The sequence below is a fragment of the Pseudomonas sp. Z4-20 genome (assembly GCF_051131955.1).
In the GTDB taxonomy this organism is placed as follows: domain Bacteria; phylum Pseudomonadota; class Gammaproteobacteria; order Pseudomonadales; family Pseudomonadaceae; genus Aquipseudomonas; species Aquipseudomonas marvdashtae.
The window spans coordinates 2251660-2275567 of sequence record NZ_CP071641.1 but is presented as its reverse complement, the minus strand read 5'-3'; the positions used below and the strand labels follow the sequence as shown (position 1 = coordinate 2275567).

Sequence of the window (23908 nt, the reverse complement as noted above, 5' to 3'; positions counted from 1 at the left end):
CGCGATCATGAACAGAGCGCTACTGCCCGCCGTCGTCTGTCTCGTTTCTCTATTGACCACAATCGCAGCGATGGCCAATCCCGTCCCGACACCGTCACAGGTCCAGGACACACAGTCCGCGCCGCTGGGGCGTTCGCATTCTGAACAGGCGACGAGCTGGGGGCTTACGGAGCAGGAATGGACACGCTTCGAACAAATCCAAGCCGGCCCGCGTGGTTTTTGGAGCCCTAACCTCGACCCGCTGACTGCGCTCGGCGTCGAGGCAGAGACCGACCAAGAGCGCCAGCGCTATGCCGAATTGCAGGTAGCGCTGGAAGCCAAACGCGCCGAGCGCGAGTTGGCTTACCAAAACGCTTACACCGCGGCTTGGGTCAAGCTGTTTCCAGGGCTGTTGCCGATTCAGGGCATGGCATCCCCGCCCCCTGCCAGCTCATCGCTAGAGCCGCGACAAGCGCTGTTTGTTGAGGACCACTGCCCTGCATGCACCGCTGAAGCACAACGAATGCAAAACGGTGGCACGGCGTTCGATATCTACCTGGTGGGCAGCCAAGGCGAGGATGAACATGTTCGTGGCTGGGCCCGGCAAGCAGGCATTGATCCGAGCAAGGTTCAACGTCGGCAAATCACCTTGAACCATGACCGTGGTCGCTGGTTCAGCCTGGGTGCCCCGGGACCATTACCGGTCACATTTCAGCAGGTGAATGGACAATGGCAACGCCTAGACTGAGTGGACTTGCGCTCATGCTGACGGTGCTCGCAGCCCAGGCTGACGAACTTCCACCGCCTGCCTATCAACTAGCGGCGCATGACGCCGGCATTCCTTCAACGGTGCTGTTCGCGATTGCGCTGCAGGAGAGTGGCGCCCGCCTCCCTGGTCGACTGCTGCCCTGGCCCTGGACGCTGAATATTGCCGGTAGCCCTTACCGTTTCGCCAATCGTCAGACCGCCTGTCACGCCTTGCTTCAGGCGCTTGCTCGGTATGACGCCAAGCGGGTCGATGCCGGGCTTGGGCAAATCAACCTGGGTTATCACGGACAGCATTTTTCCAGTCCCTGCGAAGCCCTCGAACCCTACCGCAATCTGGTCGTGACTGCCGCGCTGCTGCAAGAGCATCACGCCGTCACCGGTGATTGGGTGTCAGCTGCTGGCCGATATCACCGCCCGGCAGGAGGAACGCCGGCCGCGCGTTACCGCGCCGGTTTTTCTCAACAACTCGAACGATTGCAGGTTTCCTTTAAACAGGGCACACCACCATGAAGCGAATTCCCAGTGCGTATTACTTCGCCGTGCTCTTGGCTGCGCTCGCCCAGCCGGGACTGTCGTTTGCAGAAGTTCAGCCTGGAGGTTTCACCCGCCCCCAGTTTGAAGCTTCCAGGCAGCCAATAAACAACAAGACCCAGCCTGCTCGGGCCATACATGCAGACCTATCTGCATTTGCCGATGAAACCTGGATACTGCCCGTGCGCAGCTCTCACTTGAGCCCAGGCCAAATCACAACTCGCACCCTGGACATGCCGGGCTTGCAGCCATTTTTCCTGGTCGGGGAGGATTCCCAATCGTTGGCTTGGCTGCATCAGCGTGCGACTAAACTGCAAGAAATCGGGGCGGCCGGCCTCGCCGTCGAAGTGACCGATACTGAAGCCCTGGCCCGAATTCGAGCAGCCGCGCCGGGCATCACCATCCTGCCGGTCAACGGCAACGACATCGCCTCTCGCCTGAAAATTGAGCACTACCCTGTCTTAATCACAGCCACCTCACTGGAACAGTGAGTCTGGGTCATGGCCGAGCATACGATGGAGTCCAAACTCCGGCCCGCAGTCGAGCTGTATACCGTGGCGATCTGCGTCGCCGCGGCGGTGTTATGCGTGTATTCGCCCTGGGCCGTGGCCCTATCACCCGAGATCGGTCTGATTGCGGCTCTGGCCTATGCCCTGTTCGGTTTGATCCGCCTCCGACAAGCCTGGGAGGTGTTGCGCTATCGGCGCAATATCCGCCGACTGCCTCGCTACGAGCTGACCAGCCGGCAGATTCCGGTGAGCCGCAAACGTCTGTTCATGGGCCGCGGCTTTCGCTGGACCCGCCTGCACACCCAGCGCTTGGTCGAGGCCCAGGATCCGGCCGTCGCTCACTACGTCGACCAACCGACCCGTTACCGCCTGTCACGTGGACTCGAACGTCGCCTAGAACATGCACCGTTTCCGCTCTCGACACTGGCCCGTGCCACGGCCTGGGACAGCGCCTTTAATCCGTTGCGCCCTTTACCCCCAGTCGGTGGCTCACCGCTGTTGCATGGGGTTGAGCCCGACGAAACGGAAGTCAGTCTGCCGCTGGATGAACGGGTCGGACATACCCTGGTGCTGGGGACCACTCGTGTCGGCAAGACGCGACTCGCTGAGGTGTACATCACCCAGGACATACACCGAGTAGAACATGAGGTGGTCATTGTCTTTGATCCAAAGGGTGACGCCGACCTGCTCAAACGCATGTACCTCGAAGCCAAACGCGCCGGTCGGGAAAAAGAGTTCTATGTGTTCCATTTAGGTTGGCCGGAGATCTCCGCCCGATACAACGCTGTGGGACGTTTCGGGCGCATCTCGGAAGTGGCGTCGCGCATCGCTGGGCAGCTCAGTGGTGAAGGTAACTCGGCGGCGTTTCGCGAGTTCGCCTGGCGTTTCGTCAACATCATCGCCCGCGCCCTAATCGAGTTGGGCCGACGTCCGGACTACCTGCAAATTCAGCGACATGTGGTCAACATCGACGCGCTGTTCATAGAATACGCCCAGCAGTTTTTCGCCAAGACCGACCCAAAAGCGTGGGAAGTGATTGTCCAGCTTGAAGGCAAGCTGACCGAAAAGAATATTCCCCGGCATATGGTCGGGCGCGAAAAGCGCGTGGTGGCCATCGAGCAGTACCTGGCCGTGAAACGGGTATTCGATCCGGTACTGGACGGACTGCGTTCGGCGGTACGCTACGACCGTACTTACTTCGACAAAATCGTGGCTTCGCTATTGCCGCTGCTGGAGAAACTCACCACCGGCAAGACCGCCCAGCTACTGGCCCCCAACTACACCGATCTGGATGATCCGCGGCCGATCTTCGACTGGATGCAAATCATCCGAAAGCGCGGCATCGTCTATGTCGGCCTGGATGCGCTGACCGATGCCGAGGTGGCTGCCGCCGTGGGCAATTCCATGTTCGCCGACTTGGTCTCGGTTGCGGGCCACATCTACAAACATGGCATTGACCACGGCCTGCCCGCAGGCAGCAGCAGTGAGAAGCTACCGATCAACCTGCACGCCGATGAGTTCAACGAGTTGATGGGCGACGAGTTCATCCCGCTGATAAACAAGGGAGGTGGCGCCGGCATTCAGGTGACGGCCTACACCCAGACCCTCAGCGACATCGAAGCGCGAATCGGTAACCGGGCCAAGGCCGGCCAGGTGATCGGCAATTTCAACACCCTGCAGATGCTACGCGTGCGTGAAACCGCTACCGCGGAGTTACTCACCCAGCAGTTACCCAAGGTCAACGTTCTGACCAAGACTCTGGTCTCGGGCGCTACAGACACCTCCGATCCTGAGGCCAATACAGACTTCACTTCGTCTTCGCAGGATCGCGTCAGCAGCACCAGTGTGCCACTGATCGAACCAGCGAATATCGTCAGTTTGCCCAAGGGGCAGATGTTCTCCTTCCAGGCCGGCGGCCAACTCTGGAAAGTCCGCATGCCTTTGCCTAAGCCCTCCAACGACGATGCCATGCCCAAGGACCTGCAGGAGCTCACTCAGCGGATGCGAGCCACCTATAACGAACAAGCAGGGCAATGGTGGAGCGCAAGCGGAGGCGGTCCAACCACAAACTTCGATCTGGATCAGGTGGGGTAGCCCTGCCTCGCCACAGGTTTCGATTCACCAAACACGTATTCGGCGGGCGCCGTGGCGGCATCCACTTGACGGCGCGCGATGGAGTAAACGATGGCAACTTCCGTACAGAACACGCCGCCACAACCGATCCAGCGCCCGGGACTAATCGTCTCGGCGATTGGTTTGGTTTTACGCATCATTGGCTTGCTGATCGCCTCGTTGCTATTCTCGATATTCATCGAGTTCGCAGGTCTGCTGCTGTTCTGGAGCGATCAGGGTTGGAGACACAGCCAAGCCATGCTAACCAGTGAACTGAGTTGGCTCAGCATACATTTCAAATCTTCACTCATCATCCAACAACCCGGACACACGATTGTCCAGTGGCTGGATTTTCTCAATCAATGGTTATTGGTCAAGACTGGCTTCGCGGACTTCGCACGGCAGGCGCGGGTGTCGAGCCAGGGCAACGGCTTCTGGAGCTGGATCAACCAGCTCTACGTAAGCATCGAGGACTTCGTAATGGCCGCTGTGTATGTGGCCTTTACCTTCGTGGTGCGCCTGACCATTCTAGTCCTGGCAACACCACTATTTTTGTTGGCCATGCTCACTGGTTTTGTCGATGGCTTGATGCGCCGCGACCTGCGCAAGTTTGGAGCTGGGCGAGAAAGCAGTTTTGTTTATCACCGCGCTAAACGAGCAGTGATACCTCTGCTGATCGTGCCTTGGATAATTTACCTGTCCTTGCCCTTTTCGCTCAATCCTATGGTTGTATTTTTGCCTTGTGCCGTCATGCTTGGCATCACAGTAGCAATCACAGCAACGACATTTAAGAAATATCTCTGAAGATGGGTGCAGAAGTGGGACCAAGATTCGCACTGAGGATTCAGCATCCTCAGTAGCAAAAAAGGGCCCTTGCAAAGCCCTGGTCAAATCGATCTTACTGAGTACGCCACGACTCTACAACGTCCGCGCCAAACTCGACTTTCCATTCTTTCAACTGCCGATGGTTACCTCCCTTGGTTTCGATCAGCTCACCAGAGTTCGGATTTTTGTAAATTTTCACATCGCGAGCTTTACGGGCTGGCTTTACAGGGGCTGCTCTCGGTGCTGAGGAACGACGGCCAGCCTCTGGGTCCAGGATGCTAATGATGTTCTTCAAGCTGAAGCCGTACTCGCCAAGCAACGCCCGCAATTTACTTTCAAACTCCATTTCTTTTTTCAAGCCGGAATCACTTTTCATCGACTCAAGCTCTGCGAGCTGTTCGGCGAGTTGTTGCTCAAGCTTACGAAATTCAGCCAAACGAGACATATGAAAACTTCCTTCAGGTGAGAGTAATGAGAAACGAACATTCCAATGCTAAGCGATGATTCGCTCTTCGTCACCCATACTGCCTTATGCATGAGCCGACCCACTCACTGCCTCATGAAAAACACATCGTTTTTGGACTGAGAGCTGTCTGAGCCTTCTCTTTTGCGCAGAATCGATTGCCGATGTATGTGCGAGTAAACCTATTCGGTTCTCCTCCAAAAAAGCGATACATCCTAATTCGCGTTTACTGCTGAATAATTCGCCCCCTGACTTGATTCTGCTCCCAGCTCCATACGGGATAGGACCATGTCAACTACCGCCTTTCGCTGCTTACTACTCTCGCTAGCTATCGTTCACGGCAGTAGCTATGCCGACTCGGCTCATGAGCAGGATCAACTCAGCCTTATCCAGCGGCAACTCGGCACTCTCGAACGTCTTGCGACGCGAGCTAAGGTAGCCAGCACGGCTGAACCAGACGATCGCTATCGCTTCGACTATCCCCGCCTGGTTCAAGACATCCAGCGCATCCACCAAGGTGTGCGGAGTTACCTATCCCCGTCCCGTGCTCAGCCCCGCGACCCCGATGAGCTGGTCGGCGATTATCGCCTCGACACTCCGATTGCGGAGCCCTCGCCATGAGCATGACTGACGCTCAGATCGCAGCATTCCAAAACGCCGCCGGCTTCGCACCGCAGAGCAGTTCGACGCTGTGGCTGTCCCTGGTTCTGGTTCTGGCTTTGCTGTGGTGCGCCTGGGTGATGTGGACGGCCTACCGGGGTTGGGCGGCAGGCAGTGTGCGTTTTGGAGCCTTCGGCGGCAGTACCGCGCGCGTCTTGCTCGCCCTACTCGTTCTGATGTTCTTCACCCTGTCCTAATCCAGGAGATCGCCGCCATGCTCAAGTGCTTTGCCCCTCTGAAAAACAACCTGCGTGATCGTGCGACCCAACGCTTGATCGGACTGCTGCTGGTGCTCGGTCCAAGCCTGGCTTTCGCCGAACTTCCCACCATGGAAGCGCCTTCGCGCGGGGAAGGATCCGGGTTGATCGAGACGATTAAAAACTACGCCTACGACGGCGGCATCCTGCTTGGTCTACTGATCGCTCTGCTCGCGTTTCTCGGCGTGGCCTGGCACTCCCTGACCGTCTATGCCGACGTGCAGAACCAACGCAAGACCTGGAAAGATCTCGGCGCGGTGGTCGGCATCGGCGCCCTGCTGGTGGTGATCATCATCTGGTTCCTGACCAAGGCAGCCGCGATTCTGTGAGGTCGACATGAACGACACTATCGAACATCTTGCCGACGGCACCTTGGTTTTCCTGCCGGAGCGACTCAATCGGGATCCTGCCGTACTGCGCGGATTGACCAATAACGAGATGTGGGTGGCGCTCGGTACCGGTGCATTCCTCGGCTTGGTGCTGGGTGTTCCTCTGGCGATTGCCACCTCCTCCATAGCTGTGGCTCCGACCAGTATGATCGGATGCATGGCGGTGGTGTTATTGGCCGGTGGCACGCTATTGCGCCGGGCCAAACGGGCTCGTCCCGAGACCTGGTTGTACCGCAAGCTCGAGTGGATACTCGCCAGCCGTTGGCGCCTCGGCCGCGGAAGTTTAATTCTCCATACCGGCGCCTGGACGGTTCGCCGTTCGCGTCGACTGCGCCCCGCCCTGTCCCGGTGGAAACCATGAGCCGTTTTAGGAACAAGGTGGATGCCCAACAGGCTCATATCTTCAGCCTGCGCCTGGCGACGGTGATCCTCGCCTTGGTCTGCGCCGGACTCTGGTATGGCTGGCGCTCGGCACCGACTGATTTGACTCTACATGTCCCCCCGGATCTGCGCTCGGGCAGCACGCGCAAGTGGTGGGATATCCCCTCAGAAAATGTGTATGCCTTCGCCCTGTACATCTTTGGTCAACTCAACCGCTGGCCTTCGGATGGCGAACAGGATTACCGCCGCGCCATCTATAGCTTGCAGTCCTATCTGACCCCCGCCTGCAAGGCCTTCCTCGACGGCGACTACGAGTATCGCAAGGCCGCCGGCGAACTGCGTCAGCGAGTGCGTGGCGTCTACGAAATTCTGGGCAGAGGCTACAGCGAAGATCCGGAACTCCGGGTCAAGCAACTCGACCGTGACAGTTGGCTGGTCAAGCTCGACCTCAACGCCGATGAGTATTACGCCGCCGAACCGGTGAAGCGGGTGGTGGTGCGTTATCCATTGCGCGTGGTGCGTTTCGACCTGGACCCCGAACGCAACAAGTGGGGACTGGCACTGGATTGTTATCAGGGCACGCCGCAAAAAATTTCCTTGCCTGGAGGTGAGCCATGAAGCGGATTGCTACCCTGGGACTCACCGTCGCACTGATGTTATGGGGAGCTGCAGCGCAGGCCATCGAGTTGATGCGTTGGGAACGCCTCCCCCTCGCGGTCCCGCTGGTGATCAATCAGGAGCGGGTGGTCTTTGTCGATGAGGATGTTCGAGTCGGCTTGCCCTCAACCCTGATGGACAAGCTGCGCGTGCAGTCAACCGGCGGCACGCTGTACTTGCGCGCGTCGGAAGCCATTGCACCTACTCGTCTGCAACTGCAATCGGTCGCGACGGGCGAGATCATCCTGCTGGATATCGCGGCCATGCCTGGTGATCAACCGCTGGAGCCCGTGCGTATTCTCAAGAATGCTCAGGAGCAGCCTACCGAGGCTGAATCCAGCACCGTCCCTGCTCCAGAACGTACGCCAATCCCAGTCGCTTTGACGCGCTACGCCGCGCAAAGCCTGTACGCACCTCTACGTACCGTGGAGTCCCTGCCCGGCGTACGCCGCGTCCCGCTAAAGCTGCGCACAGAACTGCCAACCCTGCTGCCGACCGAAAACGTGTCCAGCATGTCCATCGCCGCCTGGCAACTCGGTGACTACTGGGTTACAGCAGTGAAGTTGCGCAACCGTGGTTCAGCGACGGTGCAACTCGATCCACGTCGGCTACAGGCTAAGCTATTTGCCGCGGCTTTCCAGCATGCTTTCCTCGGGCCTGTCGGCAGCCCTGAAGACACCACGGTTGCCTACCTTGTCACGCAGGGTGCCGGCCTCGAACGCGCCGTGCTGCTTCCGCCCATTACGCGAGGTGCTGACGATGAAAGCTAACGCCTTGCTCAAATGGCTGGTACCGGCTGTGCTGCTAGGCGTGGTGTTCATCATCCTGAAAACTTCGGTTACGGGTGGTACCTCGCCTTCGTCAGACAGTCCGCCTGCTCAGGACAACCCCCAGTTATCCGCCGAGCAGGCCAAGTCGCTCGGTATTGCGGGGGATACCCCACGCGACACGGTCGCCACCTTGGTCGGCCAGGTGAAGGCCATGCGCAGCGATATGCTCGGCCTGAAAAAACACAACGATTCGCTGCAGACGGAGAACAACCGCCTTCGTGAGCGGGAAAATAGTGTCGATTCGCGCATCCAGACCGCGCTTGGCAGCGTAACCCAACAGGTCGACGAAAGCCGCCGACAAGCCAATGAGGCCCGACTCAAAGCGGAACAAGACAGTCGTCAGGCTCGCGGTCTGCTGACGCAATTGCAGGAACAGTTGTCGGGGCTGACCGGCAAAGGCAAGGATATGCCGATCGGACTGGGGCTTGAGCCGGGCGACGGTGCTCAGTTCGAAGAGCAGCATTCTGCCAATGATGCACTGCAGTGGATTGAGCCCTCGGATGCTCTGCCCACCGACGCCCGAAGCAAAACCAAGACCGCCTCCGCTCTGAGTCTGCCTACTGCCTTCAGCTCATTGAAGGGTTTGAAGGACAATGCCATCGACCGCAGCCAGAAGCAGTTACGAGAGGTCACCCAGGGTGAACGTGACCTGACACGCTCCGCTGATCGTACCGAAGACGCGAAGCCGGTCTACACCATTCCCGAAAACGCGACATTGATGGGCTCGGTCGCCATGACCGCGCTGATTGGCCGAGTCCCAGTGGACGGCACCGTGAATGATCCCTACCCCTTCAAGGTGCTGGTTGGTCCGGAGAACCTGACAGCCAACGGCATCGATCTGCCGGACGTTGCGGGCGCCGTAATGAGCGGCACGGCGTCCGGTGACTGGACTCTGTCTTGCGTACGCGGACAGGTCGAGTCAATAACCTTTGTGTTTACCGATGGCACCATCCGCACGGTGCCTCAGCCGAAGGCAGTAGCTAGTCGCAATGCCTCTACCACCCAGAGCTCAAACACCGACAAGATTCGCGGCGGACTCGGTTACCTCTCCGATCCGTATGGCATTCCTTGCATCGCTGGTGAGCGCCGCTCAAACGCTCAACAGTACCTCGGCAGCCAGAGTTTGATCACTGCCGCCGGCGCCGGTGTCGCCGCCTTGCTTGGGGATGAGCAGAACAACAGCAGCGTGATCAGTTCGGGCGGCAGTACGCTCGGGATCACCAGCAGCAGCGGCAATAGCGCGCTGAATTCAATTCTCAGTGGTGGGGTTAGCGACATCCGTGAGTGGATCAACAAACTCTATGGCGAGACCTTTGCTGCTGTGTACGTGCCACCGGCTGCACAGGTCGTCCTGCACCTCGATCATGAGATCACCATCGACTACGAGCCAAAGGGCCGGAGCGTTCGCCATGAAAAAAACCATGCTTCTCTGCCTGACCTGGATTAGCGTGCTTTGCTTAGTCCTGACGGGGTGCTCCACCGACAAGGAGACGCTACTGCCCCATGGCGAGCAAACCATGCTGGAGATCTGGAACGGCGCCGGTTCGCAAGGTACTCAGCAGCAACTGCTGGATGCTCGGGAGCAGTTACGCCGTCCGCTGGACCAGGCAGATTTCTCCGTTGCTCTCCAGGAGCCGTACACGCGCACAGCGACGAACGAGATCCACAATTTGTTCCCTCGCCTGCCCAATCCCGATCTGGTTCTGTACGTGTATCCGCATCTGAGTGGTACCGAACAAGCGCCGGTCCCGGGTTACTCCACCATCTTTCCGTTCTACCAACGGGTGCAGTACGCATTGCCGGGTGAACGTCAGGAAGACCTGTAGTGCGTACCGCCGATTCGGGCAAGCGCACTTCTGCGTGGAAGGCCTGGCGCAACCCATTGCGCCCTCGCGCGACCCTGGCCGATGAAGCTGCACTCTACGCGCACAACCCCAGCTTCACCGATCACCTGCCTTGGGTGGAGTACCTCGACATCGAGCAGTGTTTTCTGCTCGATGACAATCGCTCGGTGGGCGCGGTGTTCGAGTTGCTGCCCATCGGCACTGAAGGGCGCGAACCCGATTGGCTTGTGACAGCCCGCGATGCTCTCGAAGACGCCCTGCAGGATAGCTTTGACGAACTGGACCAAGCGCCTTGGGTGGCGCAGTTTTTCTGCCAGGACGACAACGACTTCACCCCCTACCTGACGCGTCTCACCGATTATATTCAGGACAGCGCCCGAGGCACGATCTTCACCGAGGCCTACTTAGAACTCACTCGCCGCCATCTGCAGTTCATCGCCAAGCCCGGCGGGCTGTTCGAGGATAAGATGGTGACGCGCCTGCCCTGGCGTGGCAATAACCGCCGGGTGCGCCTGGTGGTCTATCGCTGGCTTGAGTCTGGTGCCGACGAGACGGGACTCACCCCTGTCCAATTCCTGCAGCAGGCTTGCGAACGTATTGCGGCTTCGTTGCAGGCGTGCGGCGTGCAATCGGTACGCGTTGATGGCCGCGGTTTGTATGCCTGGTTATTGCCCTGGTTCAATCCGGCACCCAGGCTCACGAATGAAACGCCCGAGCGCTTTTACCAACGTGTTGCCTATCCAGAGCCTGCTGATGGCGAGTCGCTGGAATTGCCCTTCGATCACGACTTCGCCGAACGGTTGTTCTTCAACGAACCGTGCTCGGATGTGCAACGGGGACTCTGGTACTTCGATGGGCAACCCCATCGGGTCATGGTAGTGGACAAACTGCGACGGGCACCGTCGATTGGTCAACTCACCGGAGAAACCCGTAAGGGTGATGCAGCCAATGCTCTATTCGACCAGTTACCCGAAGGCACGGTGATGAGTCTGACCTTGGTGATCAAGCCGCAGGATGTGCTCGAAGACCAGTTAAACCGATTGGCGCGCAAAGCCATCGGTGAAAACCTGGCCTCGACCCAGACCCGCCAAGATGTTGAAGAGGTTCGTGCGATCATCGGTCGCCAGCACAAGCTGTACCGCGGCACCCTGGCGTTCTATGTGCACGGTCACGATGAACAGCAATTGCACCAGCGCTCGGTCAGCCTGGCCAACGCGCTGTTGGGCGCGGGGCTGCAACCGGTACGTGAAGGCGATGAGGTCGCCGCCTGCAACAGCTACCTGCGTTGGTTGCCGATGGTTTACAACCCGGCCCGCGACACACGCAACTGGTACACCCGCCTGATGTTCGCCCAGCACCTGGCGAACCTGGTTCCGGTTTGGGGCCGCAGCACCGGCACCGGTCATCTGGGTATCACCCTGTTCAATCGTGGTGGCTCGCCTTTGAGCTTCGATCCGCTGTCACACCTGGACCGGGCCATGAACGGACATCTGCTGTTGTTCGGTCCGACCGGTGCCGGCAAGTCGGCCACCCTGGTTACCCTGCTGATGCAGGTCATGGCGGTGTACCGCCCTCGCCTGTTTATCGTCGAAGCCGGCAATTCGTTTGGTTTGCAGGGCGACTACTTCGCGACACAGGACCTGTCAGTCAACAAGGTCCAATTGAAACCTGGCGCCTCGGTCAGTCTCGCCCCGTTCGCCGATGCCTGGCGCCTGGTCGAACAGCCGGATCAGGTGGTGAGCGTGTCGATCGATGAGCTGGACGATGAGGCGGTAGCCAGTCGCGAAGACCAGCGCGATGTTCTCGGCGAACTGGAAATCACCGCCCGCCTGATGATCACCGGCGGCGAAGCCAAGGAAGAAGCGCGCCTGAGTCGAGCCGATCGCAGCATGATCCGCGAGTGCATCCTAGATGCGGCACAGACCTGTGTCGCAGCGGAGCGCCAGGTACTGACCCGCGACGTACGCAACGCCTTGCTGCGCGTCGCCGCCGACCCGAACTTACCGGAAAAACGGCGCGAGCGCGCCCAGGAAATGGGCGAGTCCATCGACCTGTTTTGCCAGGGTTTCGAAGGTGAACTGTTTGATCGCGAAGGCACACCTTGGCCCGAGAGCGATGTGACCATTGTCGATCTCGCCACTTACGCTCGCGAAGGCTACGAGGCACAGATGTCCATCAGCTACATCAGCCTGATGAACACCGTGAACAACCTTGCCGAGCGCGACCAGTACCTAGGCCGACCGATCATCATGGTCACCGACGAGGGCCACATCATCACCAAGAACCCGCTGCTGGCGCCCTTCGTGGTCAAGGGCACGAAGATGTGGCGCAAGCTCGGAGCCTGGTTCTGGCTGGCGACGCAAAACCTTGCCGACTTTCCCACTGCCGCGCAGACCATGCTCAACATGATCGAATGGTGGATTTGTTTGAATATGCCGCCTGCGGAAATCGAAGAAATCGCACGATTCAAGAAACTCACGCCGGCACAGAAAGCTTTGTTGCTCTCCGCCAGTAAGGAGCCAGGGAAATACACCGAGGGAGTCGTGCTGTCGAAAAAACTCGAAACGCTGTTTCGAGCCGTACCACCCAGCCTTTATCTCGCCTTGGCCATGACGGAGCCCGAGGAAAAAGCCGAGCGCTGGAGGTTGATGCAGGAGAACGGTTGCTCGGAGTTGGAAGCGGCTTTCCAGGTAGCTGAGCGTATTGACCAGGCCCGAGGAATCGGGACGTTAGAATAGATTTGAAGACCAGATAGCGTTACGTCTGGGCAGGGCTGGAGTGCGGTTTTGTGGTAGATATCCAAGAACTATCTGAGTAGATTACTCGTCGACACTCAGCCAAGCGGAAGGAGTCACACATGAATAAAAACGATCTAATCGAGGCCATAGCGAGCTCCGCCGACCTCTCGAAGTCCACTGCCGGACGCGCACTGGATGCCCTCACAACCATCATATCCACTGCGTTGAAAGGCGGTGAGAACGTCGCCTTGGTGGGTTTTGGCACCTTTGCGGTCAAAGCACGTGCAGCGCGCGACGGACGTAACCCTCAAACGGGGGCCACCATCAAGATCGCGGCCTCGAAGACGCCTAGTTTCAAAGCCGGTAAATCGCTGAAAGACGCGGTTAACTAGACGCTGGTGGCGATTACCCAATACCAACTCTTCGAGAGCGCTGGTATTGGGGCTTCAGCAGCCGAAACGCTGGCTGAACTCTGGGAGCGGTTCGAGCTTTGTGTTTGAACGCGTCTTTAGGGAAGTTCTTTTCTGCCTTGATTTGGGCTGGGTGGCACACTGCTTAGCCGCTGCTGAATCCTCAACAAAAAACCAGCTTCAAAAGCATCCTGGCAGTCACCGACAGGAAAGGTTTTGCGCGTTTGCGCCAATTCCCACCACAGTGGAATCTCGCCGGACGTATCAAGCCAAGCCTGGGCGCATTGCACGCCACGTTCGATCATTGGGGCAAATTCGTTGCCCCAAGGTGTCAGAAGGCTCGAGCAACCATCCGCCGCAGGAATTGAAACGTAGTTTTCGTCCATACACACCCTAGATTTCTGATTTATTGTTAGACGCGCAGTCCAGCCCCGAAATCTTAACGACACCAAATGAACGCTCGATAACAGGCAAGGGCATCAAATAGCCTAGATCAATGCCAATGTAGACTATATCCCGTGGATTGAGAGTCCCTCAAGGCGCAATTTGCGCGCATGACTCAAGACTTCGAACGACTCCGCCTGCAGTTGGCGGAAAACATCCGCTTGATGCGACGCGTGAAAAACCTTACCCAGGAGCAATTGGCGCTCATGGCCGAGCTGGATCGTACCTACGTCAGTCAAATCGAACGATGCACGGGCAATCCGTCGCTGCTGGTCCTATGCAAACTCGCCAATATTTTCGAAGTTACGGCGGATCAGCTACTTGTAGAACCCGATATCCTGCGCAGCACCCTTCACGTCAAATAATAGTTTCACGTCTCACAAATCCGACAGATCCGCCTTCATAATTCCCACTGACATTCTTCAGTTCCTAACCGAACCTGCCCGGGCCATACACCGAGAGCCTGGATCATGCCCGTTGCCTGCTCGTTAATCCCGCCCACAAAGCTACGGCCATTGGCGCTGAGCGTGCTGCTGGTGTGCGGCCCAAGCATGGCGCTGGACACCGGCAACATTACGTCCTCTGCGCTTTCGCCAAGCTGTCTCGAATACAGAGTCGTCGGTATTTGTTTCTGGCTCCTGTGCACACCCTTCGGCTGCACAGTCAAAACCTCGACCAAGGTTCGTCATTTCATTCCTGAGCTGGTGGTTTCGAGCTACGCCACCACCGGCAATAATCCATGGACCGAGATGGGCACCCTCTCCGCTCCCATCAATGGTGCGGAAGGTGGCGGAAACCTGATCACGCCGAACACCCAGCGCGACAACCTACCCCGCTTCAAGAACGTCGATGGCATCGGTCACCCTGGTGGCTGGGTCGCCACACAACTGGCTTCGCAATCCGGTTACGCCTGCGCCAGCGGCTCCACTGCGTTCATGCCCTACTACCTGAGCACTCTGGACTCGCTGGCCTGGCGCCTGGGCATACCGGAAAGCCTTTACCCCGAGTCGCTGATACCGGGGGTCCGTGAAATCGGTCATCAGATCGCGGGAAACATGTGGGGCAACGTCTATCCCCGGCAAGGATTTCTGGTACAACCCGACGACTTCAAAGCCGCTGCGGTGATGGCGCAACGGGCGGGTGATTTCATTACTCGCAACTGGCAGCCACATGTGTACTTGCCGCTCACACCTTTTCCACGCGACGGTTACTGGCCGCCCGGTCCGATCATTGAAAATGACGCTTCGACCCACAAATGGCAATTGCTCTACCCTCTGGTTCAACCCACGTGCGCCATCTTTCCCAGCGGTCCTGTGCAGAGCGCGGATGGCGGCTATGCCTGGTCGCTGTGGCGCCCCTATAGCTGCTGCAAGCGTGAAGGACAGACCTTTTTGTTCAGCATCGACTTCGAAGGCGGTGCTTCATGAGCCTGCTTCTCACACGATCCTCGTTCGACACGATGAGTCTGTTGCTCTGTGGACTGCTCGCAGTTGCCACTCATGCTCATGCAGTCGAGGACGATTACCGCCTGGGTACTCAAGGCGAAGTACTCGATGATCGGGTGATGTACACCATCGGTGGCGGCTCGGCAGCGGGCTCGCCGAGCTCGCTCTATCGCCCCAACGGACTCGGTGTCGGTGGGTCTTGGCAGGCGAACATGATGTGCGGAAACATGAGCCTCACCAACACCCTGCAAAACCAACTAAACGGCGTCACCGAAGGTTTCCAGCAGATCATGGGCAGCATCGTGCAAAACGCGACCCAAGCCGTCATGTCGCTGCCGGCATTGATCATCCAGCGCGCCAATCCCGGTCTCTATGAGTTACTGAGTAACGGAGTGATGCAAGGCCGCATTGACTTCGATCGTTCCAAACTGACCTGTCAGGCCATGGCCGAGAAGATGGCGGACAAAGTCGGTCAAGCCGGCTGGGGCGCATTGGCCAAGAACCAGGAGATGCAGGGCAACCTCGAACAAACCGGCGGTGATGCGGTGGCCGCGGTGAAAAACACCGAGGCCCGTAACGGCAATAATGGGGTGTCTTGGGTTGGCGGGCAGAAGGCTGGAGGTAGCGGACAAACACCCATCCGGGCAACCTCCGATGTGGTGCGCGCGGGCTACAACCTGCTGCATAACCGGTCGGTGGATGACAGCGCCTCGATCAGTAGCAGTGATTGCCTGGGCGGCGCTATTTGCCAGGCGTGGACCTCACCCCAAGAGGAATCCGAATGGGCTGTTCGAGTGTTGGGTGAGACCGAAGTCGCGACCTGCGACACCTGCGAGACTCTGCGGGCTACCGCTGGCAGCGGACTGACGCCGCTGATCCAGGAGGCCTACGGTGAACATCTCAAGACCCTGCAAGGATTGCTGTCCGGTTCTCTGCCGCCTACCCCTGACAATCTGAGCAAAGCCTCCAGCCCGATGCTGCCGGTGACCCGGGGTGTGATCGAAGCCCTACGCGACGACCCTGATCAGGAAATACTGGCGCGGCGCCTCGCCAGTGAAACGGCCCTGTCCAGCGTGCTCGACAAAGCGCTCCTGCTATTGCGCACGCTGCTGGCAGGCAGCCACGAACCTAACATCGCTTCCGCCGAACCGGCCCAAACGGCCTTGACGAAAAACATCGACACACTGGAGCGCGAGATACGCCTGCTGCAGACCGAGCTGCAGGTCCGGCAGATGCTCACCACCAATACCGCCAGTCTGGTGCTGGACCGGCATGCCGGTGGTGCCGATGCTTCGCGTACCGTCGAGCAAGGCGACCCCGAACCTGGTCGACTCAACGATGCTGACGCCAGGCGCAAGTGAGCCATGAAACGCTCATCGCTATTCACTTTTGCTTTCGAGTCTGGGCACTGCCGCGGTGATGATCCTGACCGCCGCACTGATCGCTTGGATCGGCCGCACTGCGCTGGGCAGTTTCGAGGTCTGGCAGCAAGCCCTGGAATCGATACGGCCTTATCTGCGGTGGTGGCGCGCCCTGCTCTACAGCGTCCTCTTTGCACTCTGGTGGGACCTGCTGAGGCGCTACCGACATCGACCACAGGACCGACTGCGCGTGAAACGCGCCGGGACATTAGGGCTCTTGCTGTTTACCTGCGTCGAGCTTACTCGATTGTGAGGTCCCACCATGCTTATGAGCACTAACAGCTATCTAGAGTTTTACCTTTCCCTGCTGGCCTGGATCATCAACAACGGTATCTGGAACGTCATATATGATACTGGATTGTTCGCTGCGCCCTTCGGCGCGATCATCTTGCAAGAGTGGTTGTCGGCCCGCCAGCAAGGCGCGGATGAAGGCAACAAAGGATTGCTCTCGGTACCTCGAATCGAGAACCGGCTGTGGCTGGCCTACATTGTCGTATTGTTCGGCTGCGCGCCGGTCTTTCCGCTAAACCTCGCTTCAATGGCGTTCGACGATGCAGCCAGCCAACGCTGCGGTGTCAGCGTGGCCAAGCCAGCGGAAACCGCCTGGGGCACCACTTTCAACACCATCGGAGAACGCTCTGCCAACGTGCCAATCTGGTGGTTTCTGGTGCACGCCTTGAGTAAAGGAGTGACCGCAGCGGCCACCGCCTCCATCCCCTGCGCACCGGACATACGGCAGATGCGCATGGAGATCGACAGCTCTCGCATCGATAACCAGGTACTGCTACAGGAAGTCGCCGACTTCACTCGCGACTGCTACGGCTATTCCCGCTCTCGGCTGTTCACCAATCGTCCACATTTAGACAAGGTGCAAAGTCATGATGCGTCCTGGGTCGGCTCAAGCTATTTTCTCGACACTCCGGGCTACTACGACACCGATCGCTCACGGACACCGCGAGTCAGTTGGCCCTACGATGAAACCCGAGATATTTCCTTGCCACGGTTGGAGAATGGCGCGGGCTACCCCACTTGCAAACAATGGTGGAGTGACAGCGGTATCGGGTTGCGCGAACGGTTGATCGAGCAAGTTGATCCGTCGCTGCTGACTCAGCTGAAAGGCTGGTTAACTGGCCGTTCGAGCAACGAAATCGAGGATGCCACCCTGCGTGAACTGGTCAGCCCGCGCCAGCAATCGATGTCCATGTCACCCGGACAGGTGTACCAGGACTACGGCTCCAGCGCTCGCGGCGGGTCGATCAATCAAGGGCTTAATAACCTGGCCACCAACACTGGGCTTGCCCTCGGCTCCTTCAGCAACTTCCCGGCGATGAACGCGCTACGCGCCGCTCTGCCGATGGTGCAGGCTTTCCTGATCATGGGCGTCACCATCAGCCTACCGCTGATTTTGTTGGTCAGTACCTACCAGTTGAAGACCGTCATGACGGTGACGTTTGCGCTGTTCACGCTGCACATGCTGACCTTCTGGTGGGAGTTAGCCCGCTGGGTAGACTCCAGCATGCTCGATACCTTGTACAACCAAGTGTCGGCGTCCAATCAGGTGCTGCTGTCGCTGCCCACATCCGGCTTTATGGACGGGACCGTCACGGCGCAGGTGATTGAGTATGTGATGGGGGCGATGTTCATCGTGCTGCCGATGGTCTTTCTAGCCGCAATGAGCTGGGCTGGGTATAGCGTTGGCTCAATCGCCGACGGCATGCTTAGCAAAGGAGCAGCTCAAGCGCAGGACGCTGGTGCAAAGGGCACTGGAGCTCTGATGTCTGCTGGAAAGGCCTTAAAGTAGGGAGTGAAGAGCTCGACTAAAGGTCTTTTAAATCAGGCTGACCGGGTGCGCGACCATACTCATACTCACCATATGGATCGCCATATGCTTTGTAACGGAGAGCATCCTTAGGTTTGATAGGTGTTCCATTCGCGATGGCCCAACACAAGGCGATAAGGATTATCACCGACACTGTGAGCCATAAGCTAACTAGAAGCAGTCCTGCAGCAACTGCCAACTTGAAGATTAAAAAACTCCCGCGAACAAGCAGCTTGCCTGCGGGCATACCTGCCGTCACCGCACGCTCAGCAGTGCGGGACTCAAATGCTTTCAACTTGCGATACCCGCGTTTTATCGACATGCCACAGGTATATGCCCAGTGGTGGACGCGGGAAACCTCAACACGGTTTTGAGTCGGCATGGTCTCGCCCTCTTCTGAGCGTTTTCATGGTTGAGATAGGAGTAATAGCCTACTACCGAAAACCGCCCATGCCTGACCGTTTATCAGTTTACCTAGCCGAAAACTCTTCACTGGAAGACAGAAGACGCAGCTCGTGCACCAGCGCCTCTATGGCCGTTGACCCATCTATATCATCCAGCTACATAGAGGGTACGGATCGCTGTTATCGACAGCACCTTCCCAGGTAGCCAGAACCTTCAAAGCTACGTCACTCCGGTGATGGTTCCCCCCAAGTGCGATTAGCGTTCGGTGGCTCGCACGGTCACGTTTCACGGTGATGAACGCCTAATGCTCTCCCGAGCGTCTTTCGAGCTCGGCACCTACCCCCTCTTGTTTTCTTCAACCCACCGTGGGGAAATTCTTTCCCCTATGGGACAGGTTTCTTCGCGCTATCAACGGAGGCACACCATGTCCGACTCACTCACACCCGAAGCACTGAACACTCTGCGCTTGCCCGTTGTGTTCACTCCAAACGCGTGGCAACACGCAGTATTGCTCGATGGTTCAAATCATCCCGAAAAACTGCAGCTCGATAGGCTGAGCAACGTCGTACGCGCAGCCTTCAAAGCTCACCTGGCCGATCCAAACGCACCCTTCGTGGTGTTTGAGGTAGCTAAGTTCGTCTCAGCAAGTGATGCTGATCATGAACCATTGCTGCGACTGAGCCTCAGCCTGTTTCAGGCATCAGACCAACCTAACGCCATACTGATAGCGCTTGCGGAAGAGCAGCGACGCTGACCGCAAATGGCCAGACTTTGCCACTGATCCACACTTAGACTGGCGCAGTCCTGCATCCAATCCAACCAACACCCACCGGGGAACCCTCCCGACGGGCAAGGCGTTCCTCCGTGTTCTGTCGAGGAAAATGCCATGCGCAATATCTACCAAGACGTAACTGACAAGATTGTTACCGCGCTGGACCAAGGCGTAGCCCCTTGGATCAAGCCCTGGTCCTCAAGTGGCTCAGCCGATGTCAATCATCACCAACCCTACCCGATCAACGCTATCACGCAGCGTCCCTATTCAGGCATCAATTTACCGTTGCTCTGGGCTGAGGCCAGGTTGCAGGGGTTCACTCAAGATTGTTGGCTGACCTTCAACCAAGCCAAAAAAGCCGGCGGGCACATCCGTAAGGGTGAGCACAGCACCCTGGCGGTGCTCTACAAACCGATGGAGCGCGAGGAACAGAACGAATCAGGCCAACCCGTACTTGATGAAAACGGCCAGCCCAAGGTCGCTCACTTTGGCATCCTCAGGACGCACTTTCTGTTCAACATCGAGCAAACGGAGGGGCTCGAAACGCTCAACGAAAACTCACTCGAGACGGAACCGAGCGATCCCTTCTTCCCCAACAGCGCGGCGGAAAATCTATTGTTAAGTTCGGGCGCAAACATCATTCATCGAATTGCCGACGAAGCTTTTTACCACCCGATCAGGGATCTCATCCAACTGCCAACAAAAGCGCAATTCCACGATCAAGGTGGATACTACGCCACCGCACTTCACGAGCTGACGCACTGGACCGGGCACCACTCTCGATTGCAGCGCGAAGGCGTGACCTCTCCTAGTCCATTTGGCTCGCCAGGCTATGCATTTGAAGAGTTGATCGCCGAAATGGGCGCCGCTTTTTTATGTGCCTACGCCGGTATACAGGGAGAGCTTCGGCACGAGGGCTACATCGATTCCTGGCTCGGCCTGCTCAAGGCTGACAACCGCGCGATTTTCCGCGCCAGTGGCCAGGCCCGATGCGCTTCGGAGTATGTGCTCAACATGGAGCAGCAACAGAAGCAGACGGTAATGGATAACTCGCGATGCATGAACGATGGAGCTTGATCGTTACCTCACTGCTGCAAACGCTTCATAGGGTCCAACACGAGTTGGACCTTTTTTCTATGACCAGAAAAATCCCTACACCGCGGAGCTCTGACGCAAAGAACATGAGGTAATCCCGTAACGGCAGCACGCCGTTACGTATCCAGATTCTCAGCCAGGTAATCCACCAGCTCAAGTGGACTTCGGCTGTCGATCACCTTGTAGATCAGATCGCGTTTGCTGCGCGGAAGCTTCTTGACCACGCTTTTCGCCGAGGCCCTGACGGCTTCGTCTGTTCCATGGATACGTGCTGCGAGCAGCAGCACGAGCGTGGCGTCAGTGAGGTTCATGGCATGCCCCAATAAAATTCGCACCGCAGTGTACTGACACTTTCCTTTTTCGTACCAGCATGCGCATCCAACAAAACGGCACCAGGACAAATCGATATTCCAATTGCCGCACAAAGGGAACCGCGTCAAAAGGACCGGTAAGGGTTGGAAGGGAATGGGGAGTCAAGGGTAAGAGCCCTATCCGAAAAGGCTAAAAGGCCACTGACTCTGCCAGTTCCCGGGAGGACCATGATGCTCAGTCTGTTTCGGCACAAAAGGCAAAAGCCTCCTCCGCCACCAACCGTAAACGTCGCCGATGGGTACCTGCCCATCGAATCGTCCCAGAGCTTGTTAGCAGCCGAGCATCGTCGCCAGTTGCTTAATCGCATTTGGCAGTACACCGCCCTCTCCCATCCGCAATTCAGCCAGCTCTATTTAAATCCGATCCATCGCTACGCCGAACTGGTCCAGCAGCTTCCAGCCAGCGAGACGCACCACCATGCTTATCTTGGCGGCATGCTCGACCATGGGTTGGAGCTGGTCGCTTGTAGTTTGAAATTGCGTCAGTCGTATCTGCTGCCGACCGGGGCCGCGCCCGAAGACCAAGCCGCCCAAACCGACGCTTGGTCCGCTGGCATCGCCTATGGCGCGTTGCTTCATGACATCGGCAAGATTGCCGTGGACCTGCTGATCGAACGCCAGGATGGCCGTGTTTGGCATCCTTGGCAGGGGTCCCTGGATCAGCCGTATCGTTTCCGCTACCTCAAGGGGCGCGACTACCACCTGCACGGCGCGGCTGCAGGATTGCTCTACACCCGAATTCTCGACCGCACAATCCTCGATTGGCTCAGTGGATTTCCATCGCTCTGGGCCAGCCTGCTTTATGTCCTGGCGGGCCAGTACGAACGTGCCGGCGTGCTCGGTGAGTTGGTGATGCAGGCCGACCGCGTTTCTACTGCGCAGAATATCGGTGGTAATCCGAGCAAGGCACTGCAGGCACCGACTCATTCGCTGCAACATCACTTAATCAGCGGACTGCGTCATCTGGTTCAGCACGAACTGAAACTCAACCAGCCAGGTGCCGCGGGATGGCTGACCCAGGACGCACTCTGGCTCGTCAGTAAGACGGTCACGGACAGGCTACGAGCCTATCTGCTGTCGCAATCGATTGAAGGCATTCCCTCGTCCAATCTCGCGGTGTTTGACGAGCTGCAATCGCATGGATTGGTGGAGTCCACACCGGAAGGCAAAGCCATCTGGACCGCGCTTGTGGCACAGGGAAATTGGCAGCAGAGTTTCACCTTTCTGCGCCTTCAACCGGCGCTGATTTGGGGGAACGAAGACCGGCCCGAGGCTTTCAGCGGAACGGTGAGCATTGCAGCCCATGACCACTCAACTGACACCCAGATACCAACACCAGCGCCTGAGACAGCCAGTGCAGGATCAGCTCAAAGCCAACCGCAGCCGGATCCCATGGTACTAAAGGATGGCGATTACCTCGGCACGCTGCTGGACATGTTCGAGTTGGAAAAGCCTGAGGCCAGTGACGCACTGTCAGAAAGTGCTATCGAAATTTCAACGCTTCAATCGGATAACCCAGGCCAGGCATTCCTGAATTGGGTCAAGGAAGGCATTCTGAGCCACAAACTGATCATCAACGACAGCAAGGCCATAATCCACACGGTGGATGGCAGCGTATTTCTGGTCACGCCTGGTCTCTTCCAACGCTATGCGCAGGAGTTTCCAGGCGTTTCGCAGGGTTCAGATCAGGAGATTGAGGCATGGCGCTGGGTGCAAAAGCAGTTCGAGAAGCTGAGGGTTCATAGGAAGCGAGACAATGGTCTAAACATCTGGACATGCCACGTGCAAGGTCCAAGGAAGAAAACCGTCCTCAAGGGATATCTGATTGAGGAACCGAAGCTACTTTTTGAATTAATTCCGCCCGACAATCCCTTCCTTAAAATCGAAAAAAACTGAACATCCTGCCCATTGATGGGTTCGAAACGCAGAGTTGGCCCCTGGAGAACCCTCGCTGCTTGATCGCCCCATTATCCGTCCTAGCGGGCTTTGCGTCCAATGATGGATTGGAACTGCTAACTCTACAGGCCTTGTAATATGAGCCCTGTAGAGCATCATAAAAAACCCCGTACCACTTTCGTACCATCATCTTTCACCACTTTTAGGCCCTGCCCTTTTCGCCGGCTGTAGCGGCTCCACGACGGAGTTCGATTTTTTTGCCTTTTGATCCTATCTAAACATTCGTCTACCGGATTTAATCGGGCTACGCTTCTGACTGCTCCATAGCAGATTTTAAGCTATCGCTTTGTGGTTTCTCTTACCGGCACTGCCGTTGCTATGCTTGAGTTTTCTGAAAAAGGGGGTGATCAATGTCAGGGAGCTACTCGCTGCCGGATGTGCTGGATAGGATCTATCACAATCAGCTAGCCTTGGAGGCTGCCGTAATGGAGCTTACGTTGTGGGTGGAGCAGCAAGGCTGCTCGGTTGTAGGCAATAATGTTCGTGGGGCACTCGAGGAGATTGGCGAAAATGCAGGCCATATCAAACAAGGCTTGGCACGGCTTAAGAGTAAAGGTCTTGGCTAGGTTTCAGTGAACAGGGCGGGAACTGACTATCGCCTCTCCTACCGATAGGGGCCCTTATACTTGATATTCTGGCTTGGGGGCATTGGCCTTGACTCGACCAAGCTTTGTGAATGATATTCAGGTATCGTCTGGCTTCGAATAGGCTGGACATTTCTAACCGTTCAAAGGATTGAATATTGAAAATGTATAGACCGAAATTTTATAGAGACTCGATAGGCTATACATCTCGAAAGAGTTCGAAAGCCATGTATGACTAGTTAA

27 protein-coding genes and 1 pseudogene are annotated in these 23908 nt (G+C 57.5%); 24 read left to right on the top strand and 4 right to left on the bottom strand.

Translation table 11 applies throughout. The features are described from left to right. The first annotated feature begins 7 nt into the window (after positions 1–7). The 5 genes from J3P82_RS10635 to J3P82_RS10615 all read left to right on the top strand — a co-directional run bounded on the left by J3P82_RS10635 (position 8) and on the right by J3P82_RS10615 (position 4703). Complete coding sequence (locus tag J3P82_RS10635; RefSeq protein WP_434562881.1) at positions 8–727, top strand: TIGR03759 family integrating conjugative element protein; 720 nt, start codon at positions 8–10, stop codon at positions 725–727. After that, a complete protein-coding gene (locus J3P82_RS10630) occupies positions 709–1257 on the top strand; it encodes a lytic transglycosylase (protein ID WP_434562879.1) in 549 nt (182 codons plus the stop codon). Before J3P82_RS10635 ends, J3P82_RS10630 begins: the two co-directional genes overlap by 19 nt. Continuing rightward, positions 1254–1769: an integrating conjugative element protein gene (locus J3P82_RS10625; protein WP_434562877.1), complete on the top strand. Its 516-nt coding sequence runs from the start codon at positions 1254–1256 to the stop codon at positions 1767–1769. The genes J3P82_RS10630 and J3P82_RS10625 overlap by 4 nt, the downstream gene beginning before the upstream one ends. A 9-nt stretch (positions 1770–1778) precedes the next feature. Continuing rightward, positions 1779–3881, top strand: a complete 2103-nt coding sequence (traD, locus tag J3P82_RS10620; RefSeq protein ID WP_434562875.1) for a type IV conjugative transfer system coupling protein TraD — start codon at positions 1779–1781, stop codon at positions 3879–3881. Positions 3882–3971: 90 nt separating this feature from the next. Continuing rightward, complete coding sequence (locus tag J3P82_RS10615) at positions 3972–4703, top strand: TIGR03747 family integrating conjugative element membrane protein (protein ID WP_434562873.1); 732 nt, start codon at positions 3972–3974, stop codon at positions 4701–4703. Positions 4704–4797: 94 nt separating this feature from the next. Here the strand turns inward: J3P82_RS10615 and J3P82_RS10610 are convergent, their stop codons facing one another. After that, the gene (locus J3P82_RS10610; RefSeq protein ID WP_434562871.1) at positions 4798–5169 is read right to left on the bottom strand and encodes a histone-like nucleoid-structuring protein, MvaT/MvaU family; all 372 of its coding nucleotides are present in this window, start codon (positions 5167–5169) and stop codon (positions 4798–4800) included. 306 nt (positions 5170–5475) lie between these two features. On the opposite strand from J3P82_RS10610, the gene J3P82_RS10605 reads away from it, so the two are divergent. The 10 genes from J3P82_RS10605 (at position 5476) to J3P82_RS10560 (ending at position 13335) form a co-directional block, all read left to right on the top strand. Continuing rightward, complete coding sequence (locus J3P82_RS10605) at positions 5476–5808, top strand: RAQPRD family integrative conjugative element protein (RefSeq protein WP_434562869.1); 333 nt, start codon at positions 5476–5478, stop codon at positions 5806–5808. After that, complete coding sequence (locus J3P82_RS10600; protein ID WP_434562867.1) at positions 5805–6044, top strand: TIGR03758 family integrating conjugative element protein; 240 nt, start codon at positions 5805–5807, stop codon at positions 6042–6044. Before J3P82_RS10605 ends, J3P82_RS10600 begins: the two co-directional genes overlap by 4 nt. A gap of 17 nt (positions 6045–6061) precedes the next feature. Further along, the gene (locus tag J3P82_RS10595) at positions 6062–6433 is read left to right on the top strand and encodes a TIGR03745 family integrating conjugative element membrane protein (RefSeq protein WP_046062015.1); all 372 of its coding nucleotides are present in this window, start codon (positions 6062–6064) and stop codon (positions 6431–6433) included. Positions 6434–6440: 7 nt separating this feature from the next. After that, complete coding sequence (locus J3P82_RS10590) at positions 6441–6854, top strand: TIGR03750 family conjugal transfer protein (RefSeq protein WP_434562865.1); 414 nt, start codon at positions 6441–6443, stop codon at positions 6852–6854. Then, positions 6851–7492: a PFL_4703 family integrating conjugative element protein gene (locus J3P82_RS10585; protein ID WP_434562863.1), complete on the top strand. Its 642-nt coding sequence runs from the start codon at positions 6851–6853 to the stop codon at positions 7490–7492. Before J3P82_RS10590 ends, J3P82_RS10585 begins: the two co-directional genes overlap by 4 nt. Beyond that, on the top strand, positions 7489–8301 hold the full coding sequence (locus J3P82_RS10580) for a TIGR03749 family integrating conjugative element protein (RefSeq protein WP_434562861.1): 813 nt from the start codon (positions 7489–7491) through the stop codon (positions 8299–8301). The genes J3P82_RS10585 and J3P82_RS10580 overlap by 4 nt, the downstream gene beginning before the upstream one ends. Then, the gene (locus J3P82_RS10575; RefSeq protein ID WP_434562859.1) at positions 8291–9808 is read left to right on the top strand and encodes a TIGR03752 family integrating conjugative element protein; all 1518 of its coding nucleotides are present in this window, start codon (positions 8291–8293) and stop codon (positions 9806–9808) included. The genes J3P82_RS10580 and J3P82_RS10575 overlap by 11 nt, the downstream gene beginning before the upstream one ends. Continuing rightward, positions 9771–10187: a TIGR03751 family conjugal transfer lipoprotein gene (locus tag J3P82_RS10570; protein WP_434562857.1), complete on the top strand. Its 417-nt coding sequence runs from the start codon at positions 9771–9773 to the stop codon at positions 10185–10187. Before J3P82_RS10575 ends, J3P82_RS10570 begins: the two co-directional genes overlap by 38 nt. Further along, complete coding sequence (locus J3P82_RS10565; protein WP_434562855.1) at positions 10187–12943, top strand: conjugative transfer ATPase; 2757 nt, start codon at positions 10187–10189, stop codon at positions 12941–12943. The genes J3P82_RS10570 and J3P82_RS10565 overlap by 1 nt, the downstream gene beginning before the upstream one ends. Positions 12944–13062: 119 nt before the next feature. Further along, positions 13063–13335 carry an HU family DNA-binding protein gene (locus J3P82_RS10560; protein WP_434562853.1) on the top strand — a complete coding sequence of 91 codons (273 nt, stop codon included), beginning with the start codon at positions 13063–13065 and terminating at the stop codon, positions 13333–13335. 116 nt (positions 13336–13451) lie between these two features. Here J3P82_RS10560 and J3P82_RS10555 read toward each other — a convergent pair whose 3' ends face one another. After that, positions 13452–13739, bottom strand: coding sequence for a LasR-specific antiactivator QslA (locus J3P82_RS10555; RefSeq protein WP_434562851.1), 288 nt, complete (start codon positions 13737–13739; stop codon positions 13452–13454). Positions 13740–13907: 168 nt separating this feature from the next. On the opposite strand from J3P82_RS10555, the gene J3P82_RS10550 reads away from it, so the two are divergent. The 5 genes and pseudogenes from J3P82_RS10550 (at position 13908) to J3P82_RS10530 (ending at position 18464) form a co-directional block, all read left to right on the top strand. Next, complete coding sequence (locus J3P82_RS10550) at positions 13908–14162, top strand: helix-turn-helix domain-containing protein (RefSeq protein ID WP_434562849.1); 255 nt, start codon at positions 13908–13910, stop codon at positions 14160–14162. A gap of 105 nt (positions 14163–14267) precedes the next feature. Next, positions 14268–15224: a TIGR03756 family integrating conjugative element protein gene (locus tag J3P82_RS10545; RefSeq protein WP_434562847.1), complete on the top strand. Its 957-nt coding sequence runs from the start codon at positions 14268–14270 to the stop codon at positions 15222–15224. Continuing rightward, positions 15221–16603 (top strand): integrating conjugative element protein, encoded by a 1383-nt coding sequence (locus tag J3P82_RS10540; RefSeq protein ID WP_434562845.1) that lies wholly within the window; start codon positions 15221–15223, stop codon positions 16601–16603. Before J3P82_RS10545 ends, J3P82_RS10540 begins: the two co-directional genes overlap by 4 nt. A 3-nt stretch (positions 16604–16606) precedes the next feature. After that, positions 16607–16916, top strand: a pseudogene (locus J3P82_RS10535) (hypothetical protein). Between the two features lie 9 nt (positions 16917–16925). Further along, positions 16926–18464: a conjugal transfer protein TraG N-terminal domain-containing protein gene (locus tag J3P82_RS10530; RefSeq protein ID WP_434562843.1), complete on the top strand. Its 1539-nt coding sequence runs from the start codon at positions 16926–16928 to the stop codon at positions 18462–18464. Between the two features lie 16 nt (positions 18465–18480). Here the strand turns inward: J3P82_RS10530 and J3P82_RS10525 are convergent, their stop codons facing one another. Then, a complete protein-coding gene (locus J3P82_RS10525; RefSeq protein ID WP_054070013.1) occupies positions 18481–18864 on the bottom strand; it encodes a DUF3742 family protein in 384 nt (127 codons plus the stop codon). Positions 18865–19311: 447 nt separating this feature from the next. Between J3P82_RS10525 and J3P82_RS10520 the strand changes: the two genes are divergently transcribed. Beyond that, positions 19312–19641, top strand: a complete 330-nt coding sequence (locus tag J3P82_RS10520) for a hypothetical protein (protein ID WP_434562841.1) — start codon at positions 19312–19314, stop codon at positions 19639–19641. Positions 19642–19773: 132 nt separating this feature from the next. Continuing rightward, positions 19774–20736, top strand: coding sequence for an ArdC family protein (locus J3P82_RS10515; RefSeq protein WP_434562839.1), 963 nt, complete (start codon positions 19774–19776; stop codon positions 20734–20736). A 134-nt stretch (positions 20737–20870) separates the two neighbouring features. Here the strand turns inward: J3P82_RS10515 and J3P82_RS10510 are convergent, their stop codons facing one another. Further along, positions 20871–21065, bottom strand: a complete 195-nt coding sequence (locus J3P82_RS10510) for a DUF7740 domain-containing protein (RefSeq protein WP_025214500.1) — start codon at positions 21063–21065, stop codon at positions 20871–20873. 231 nt (positions 21066–21296) lie between these two features. Between J3P82_RS10510 and mobH the strand changes: the two genes are divergently transcribed. Both mobH and J3P82_RS10500 read left to right on the top strand, forming a co-directional pair. Then, the gene (gene mobH, locus J3P82_RS10505) at positions 21297–23021 is read left to right on the top strand and encodes a MobH family relaxase (RefSeq protein WP_434563779.1); all 1725 of its coding nucleotides are present in this window, start codon (positions 21297–21299) and stop codon (positions 23019–23021) included. A gap of 410 nt (positions 23022–23431) precedes the next feature. Continuing rightward, positions 23432–23647: a hypothetical protein gene (locus J3P82_RS10500; RefSeq protein WP_041475977.1), complete on the top strand. Its 216-nt coding sequence runs from the start codon at positions 23432–23434 to the stop codon at positions 23645–23647. The last annotated feature ends 261 nt before the right edge of the window (positions 23648–23908 follow it).